This window comes from Nocardioides sp. (assembly GCF_031422975.1).
Lineage (GTDB): Bacteria > Actinomycetota > Actinomycetes > Propionibacteriales > Nocardioidaceae > Nocardioides.
This window is the reverse complement of sequence record NZ_JANPEO010000389.1, coordinates 1-5205: the sequence shown is the minus strand read 5'-3', so window position 1 is coordinate 5205 and position 5205 is coordinate 1. Positions and strand designations below refer to the sequence as shown.

The window sequence follows — 5205 nt, the reverse complement described above, 5'->3', positions numbered from 1 at the left end:
GTTCGTTCGGCAGCTACCTCTCCCCCGCGTCCGCGATCCGCATCGGCCTGGTGCCGAAGCTCCCGGTCCTGCGGATCGTCGCCGCCGGCAACGTCGCGGGCGAGGGCGCGAAGATGGCCATGCTGTCGGTGCGCGAGCGGGCCGGCGCGCTCGCCCTGCTCGAGGAGGTGACCTATGTCGAGCTCTCCGACCGCCCCGACTTCAACGACAAGTTCGTCGACCAGCTCTCGTTCTGAGCGAACCGCCGTGATCGCATGCGGCGCGATCGCCCAGCCCGTCGCCTCGATCGTGGCGCGCCGGGGCTGGCCCGTGGACGTGCACCCGCTGCCGCCACTGCTGCACAACCGTCCCGACCGGATCGCCGACGAGGTGCGCCGGTTGGCGGTCGAGCTCTCAGCGGCGTACTCGCGGGTGGTCATCGGCTACGCCGACTGCGGGACGTACGGCGCCCTCGACGAGGTCTGCCGCGAGCTCGGCGTGCGACGGCTGCCCGGTCTGCACTGCTACGACGTGTATGCGGGCGAGTCCCGGCTCGAGCGCTTCTTCGACGAGCAGCCGGGGACCTACCTCCTCACCGACTTCCTCGCCCGCTCGTTCGCCCGCACCGTGCTGCAGGAGCTCGGCCTCGACCGTCACCCGGAGCTGCGCGACACCTACTTCGGCCAGTACACGCGGATGGTGTGGCTCGCCCAGCAGCCCGATGATGAGCTGCGAGCGCTGGCCGAGCAGGCGGCGGCGAGCATCGGACTGCCCCTCACCGTGGTCGAGACGGGCGACCGCGGACTCGAGCGGGCACTCGGCGACCTCGTGTGTGAGACCTAGCGGCGCAGGCTGGCCAGCAGGTCGACTCGCCAGGCCTCGGTCTCCGCGATCTGGTTGAACGTGAAGACGTGCAGGCCCTCGACGAGAGCGCCCGGCTCTCCGAGCGCGGGCGCGCACTTGTCCAGCAAGGACTCACCGGTGAAGCCACCGGGGGCCGCCAGCCGGGCGAACAGGCCCTTGTTCTTGGCGAGGAACTTCGTCGACTCGCCGACGCCGATCTTGGTGGCCATGCCGAGCAGCTTCGTGCGCTCGACGGGTCCGGGAATCCCCAGCAGCAGCGGCATCGTGACGCCCCTCGCCCGCAGTCGGTGCAGCCAGTCGCGCACGACGGCGGGGTCGAAGGTCAGGTTGCTGACGATGTGCGTGGCGTAGCGACGCTTGTCCCACATGGACTGCACGGTCAGGTCGTCATGGATCGAGGGGTGCGACTCCGGGTAGCCGGTGATCCCGACGTGGGCGAACGGCCTGCCGAGGGCGGCCAGGTCCTCGAGGAGGGCGAGCGCATCGAGGTAGTCACCGGCCGGTTCGGCATCGCCGCCCGGCACGAAGACGCTGGTGATGCCCTTGCCGACCAGCCGATCCGCGATCTCGGCCAGCTCGGTCCGGCCGCTGATCATCCGGGCCGCGAGGTGCGGCACCACGACATAGCCGTGCCCGGCGAGTCGTTCGGCCAGGTCGAGGGTGGCCTCGAGGCCCTTGCTCGGCGAGGCGGTCACCGTGACGGTCCGATCGCGCGGCAGGTGCTCGAGCACCTTGTCCTCGGTGGAGGCCGTGGGCAGCACCTCGTACCGGGCGTTCTCGAGCAGCCGGGCGATGGTCTCGGAGGTTCGTTTGTTGCGCATGAGGCAACTCATTTCGTGATGCGCATCAGATTCGCTTCACTCTACTGGCTACCTCCCCCCGGGTACAGACTCTTGCGTGACCACCCCCACCGGGAAAATGGCCTCAGGGCGGCCACCCGGGGGTGACCGCCCTGAGGACGGAGTGCGATCGAGGATCGCGGTGCGATGCCGGTCAGACCGACATCGGCTGTGTCACTTGACGGTGACGGTGGCGCCGGCGCCCTCGAGGGCTTCCTTGGCCTTCTGGGCAGCAGCCTTGTCGACCTTCTCGAGGATGGCCTTGGGGGCGGACTCCACCAGGTCCTTGGCCTCCTTGAGACCGAGGGAGGTGAGAGCGCGCACCTCCTTGATGACGTTGATCTTCTTCTCGCCAGCAGCCTCGAGGACGACGTCGAACTCGTCCTGCTCGGCAGCGGCCTCAGCGGCGGCCGGGGCACCCGGGGCAGCGGCAGCCGCGACGGGGGCGGCGGCGGTGACGCCGAAGGTCTCCTCGAACTGCTTCACGAACTCAGAGAGCTCGATGAGGGTCATTTCCTTGAACGCGTCGAGCAGCTCGACGGTGGTCAGCTTCGCCATGGTGGCGGTTCCTTCCGATCTGTGACCAGCGCATCCGCGCGGATCATGGGGTTTCAGGTGGTGTACGTCGGCCCGGGTCAGGCGTCGGTGGACTCGGTCGCGTCGTCGGTCGCCTCTGCTGCGGGAGCATCGTCGGCCGGAGCCTCGGTGTCCTCTGCGGGGGCGGCTTCCTCAGCGGCCGGGGTCTCCTCGGCAGCGGCCGGCACGCCGGCACCACCTGCGAGGATCGAGGGGTCCTCGGTCGCCTTCGCCTCCAGGGCGCCGGCGAGCCGGGCGACCTGGGCGAGCGGGGCGTTGAGGAGGTAGACGGCCTGGGACAGCGACGCGAGCATGCCGCCCGCGAGCTTGCCCAACAGCACCTCACGCGACTCGAGATCAGCCAGCTTGGCGATCTCGGCAGCGTCGAGGGACTTGCCGTCCAAGACACCGCCCTTGATGACAAGAGCGGGGTTTGCCTTGGCAAAGTCACGCAGACCCTTGGCTGCCTCGACCACGTCTCCATTGATGAAGGCGATGGCCGTGGGGCCGGTGAGCAGGTCGTCGAAGCCGTCGATTCCCGCCTCATTGGCGGCAATCTTGGCAAGCGTGTTCTTGACCACGGCGTAGCTGGCGTTCTCGCCGAGAGAGCGCCGCAGTTCACGCAGCTGCTTCACGGTGAGACCGCGGTACTCGGTCAGCACAGCACCGGCGGCTTCGTTGAACGACTCAACGATCTCCGCAACGGCAGCAGTCTTTTCTGGCCGCGCCATGGGATCTCCTTCCGGATGTCGACCACCGGCGCAGACCCCGTACAACGACGAACGCCCCGAGCACAGGCTCAGGGCGGGAACCGTGTTGCCACGGATCTTGCTCTCACCTGCGCTGGTCGTCCGCTGTCGGGCGGAACCTTCGATCTCGGGGCTGATGCCCGTCGACAACCGGCGGTCTTTGGATTCGAAGAGCAACAGTACGGCGACGCACGGCGAGGGACAAATCCACGCGTTTCGCCGCGCGGCACCGCCCGACCGTGCTGCAATCGGATCGTGGACCCGAAGCTGACCGCCGCGATAGACGTGCTGGAGCGCGTCGACCGTCGTCTGCTCGACCCCGAATCAGACGCACCGCTGTGGCCGACCGGGTTCCCGCTGCTCGACGAGGAGCTCGGCGGCGGGCTGCGTGCAGGGACGCTCAACCTGCTGGCCGGAGCCCAGGGCGAGGGCAAGACGACCTTCGCGCTGCAGATCGCTCGCCGCTGCGCCAGTTCGGGTCGCCCCGTCGTCTTCTTGTCCTTCGAGCTCGAAGCCGAGGCGCTGCTGCACAAGGCCATCTCGGCGGAGGCTGCAGAGCGCTCGGCCCGCCCCATGCCTCTCAGTGTGCGGCAGGTGCGCGCCGCGTTCGAGATGTCCGACGACACCGTCGGGGGCGGCCTGCCGGAGCGTCTCCGCGAGCACGCCGGCGGCATCGAGGCACTCACCGCCGTGAGCGGCTACGCGGCGCGGCTCTACATCCATCGCTCCACGACGACCCAGACGACGCTCGACGTGATCGCGGCGGCCGTGAAGGACGTGATGATCGAGCACGGCGTAGCCCCGCTCGTGGTCGTCGACTACCTGCAGAAGGTCTGCGCCCCCGACCAGCTGGCCGAGGATGAGAGGGTCACCCGCGTCAGCGAAGGCCTCAAGGACCTCAGCATCGAGTTCGAGTGCCCCGTGCTCGCCATCTCCGCCTCCGACCGCGCCGGGCTGGAGCCGGGAACCCGGATGCGGGCCCGGAACATGCGCGGCTCCACCGCGCTCGCCTATGAGGCGGACGTCGTGCTGATCTTGAGCAACAAGGCCGACGTGGTCGCCCGTCATCACCTCATGTACGGCGCCAACAACGGTGAGCACTTCAAGGACTGGTCGGTCATGACCATCGAGAAGAACCGCTCCGGCCGCTCCGGCGGCGAGGTGGAGTTCCGCAAGCACTTCGACTGCGGGCGCTTCATCGCCGAGGGCAGGTTCGTCTCCGAGAAGCTCGTCGACGAACGGGTCTACACCGAATAGAGCGGCTGCCCGCGCCGCTGTGCCGTCAGCCCATGCCGGGGACGTTGTCGGCGACCTCGGCTGCGGGCGGGGCCTCGATGTCCACGGCGGTGCCGAAGTCGTAGTAGGTCCCGTCGGTGATGCTCGTGGTCGGCTCGCCCGTGCCCGTCAGGGAAGGGATCTCCAGCTCCTGGTGGAACCGGCGGGGCTGGTTGTCGGCGTCGACCCACATCTCGATTCCGATGTCCTTCGGCATGAGCTTCGCGATCTCGGCGGGAAGATCCAGCGCCTCGGCGTAGGAGGCGGTGTCCATCACCACGTCGTAGTGATTGGTCTCGACGCCGTCGACCTCCTCGCTGCCGAGCAGCTCGAACTCCTTCGGGGTCTCCATGGCCTTGAACATCAGACTGGGGTCGGTGGACTTGCCCAGCTGCCCGAACAGGCTGTGGGGGTCGGACAGGTCGACACTGAGCCAGGTCTTGCCGTCCGGCAGCGGCAGACCCGCACCCGAGATGTAGAGGACCTTGTCCAGCATGACCATCTCCATGGCCTGGGCGCCGGCGCTCGACGCCTGCATGGCGACGCCCTCGTCGTCGTACTCCATGACGCCAGTCACCTCGGTGGAGGCGGGGCCACCCGTGGTGGTGATGCTGAAGCCCATGGACCCGGCCTCCTGCATCGCCGCCATCACGGCGGGGTAGAACTCATCGGCCGAGAGCTCCTCGAGGTCCCCCGATGCCTCGGCGTCGGCGCCCTCGACGCTCTCGTCGGTGCTGTCGGGAGTCTGGCTGCCCGCGGACTCGTCGATCGCGGTTCCGTCGTCGCCTCCGCACGACGCCGCCGGGAGCACGAGAGTGGTGAGCAGGCAGGCAGCGCCGAGTCGGCGGGCCAGGGACGAGCGGGCCATGGTGGCTCCTTCACGGGTTGAGCTGGTCCAGCCCATCCTCGCCTACGCCGCGGGC

General features: G+C 68.7%; 7 protein-coding genes. 3 read left to right on the top strand and 4 right to left on the bottom strand.

All coding sequences use genetic code 11. The annotated features are described in order from the left end of the window. Positions 1 to 236, top strand: a 236-nt coding sequence (locus RMO85_RS11760) for an ASKHA domain-containing protein (RefSeq protein WP_310528911.1), incomplete at its 5' end; no start/stop codon positions are given. Between the two features lie 10 nt (positions 237 to 246). Then, positions 247 to 822 (top strand): DUF1638 domain-containing protein, encoded by a 576-nt coding sequence (locus tag RMO85_RS11755; protein ID WP_310528910.1) that lies wholly within the window; start codon positions 247 to 249, stop codon positions 820 to 822. Here RMO85_RS11755 and RMO85_RS11750 read toward each other — a convergent pair. From RMO85_RS11750 to rplJ, 3 genes are all read right to left on the bottom strand, one after another. Then, positions 819 to 1664 (bottom strand): methylenetetrahydrofolate reductase, encoded by an 846-nt coding sequence (locus RMO85_RS11750; protein ID WP_310528909.1) that lies wholly within the window; start codon positions 1662 to 1664, stop codon positions 819 to 821. The two genes, RMO85_RS11755 and RMO85_RS11750, sit on opposite strands and share 4 nt — an antisense overlap. Before the next feature lie 192 nt (positions 1665 to 1856). Continuing rightward, positions 1857 to 2240 carry a 50S ribosomal protein L7/L12 gene (gene rplL / locus RMO85_RS11745; RefSeq protein WP_310528908.1) on the bottom strand — a complete coding sequence of 128 codons (384 nt, stop codon included), beginning with the start codon at positions 2238 to 2240 and terminating at the stop codon, positions 1857 to 1859. Between the two features lie 77 nt (positions 2241 to 2317). Beyond that, positions 2318 to 2989: a 50S ribosomal protein L10 gene (gene rplJ, locus RMO85_RS11740; RefSeq protein ID WP_310528907.1), complete on the bottom strand. Its 672-nt coding sequence runs from the start codon at positions 2987 to 2989 to the stop codon at positions 2318 to 2320. Positions 2990 to 3262: 273 nt separating this feature from the next. Between rplJ and RMO85_RS11735 the strand changes: the two genes are divergently transcribed. Then, a complete protein-coding gene (locus RMO85_RS11735; protein ID WP_310528906.1) occupies positions 3263 to 4264 on the top strand; it encodes a DnaB-like helicase C-terminal domain-containing protein in 1002 nt (333 codons plus the stop codon). A 25-nt stretch (positions 4265 to 4289) separates the two neighbouring features. On the opposite strand, the gene RMO85_RS11730 is transcribed toward RMO85_RS11735, so the two are convergent. Next, on the bottom strand, positions 4290 to 5150 hold the full coding sequence (locus RMO85_RS11730) for a hypothetical protein (protein WP_310528905.1): 861 nt from the start codon (positions 5148 to 5150) through the stop codon (positions 4290 to 4292). Between the last annotated feature and the right edge of the window lie 55 nt (positions 5151 to 5205).

Excerpts from the sequence above, each read along its gene's own strand:
- rplJ (WP_310528907.1), bottom strand. The coding sequence starts at position 2,989 with ATGGCGCGGCCAGAAAAGACTGCTGCCGTTGCGGAGATCGTTGAGTCG.
- RMO85_RS11750 (WP_310528909.1), bottom strand. The coding sequence starts at position 1,664 with ATGCGCAACAAACGAACCTCCGAGACCATCGCCCGGCTGCTCGAGAAC.
- RMO85_RS11730 (WP_310528905.1), bottom strand. The coding sequence starts at position 5,150 with ATGGCCCGCTCGTCCCTGGCCCGCCGACTCGGCGCTGCCTGCCTGCTC.
- rplL (WP_310528908.1), bottom strand. The coding sequence starts at position 2,240 with ATGGCGAAGCTGACCACCGTCGAGCTGCTCGACGCGTTCAAGGAAATG.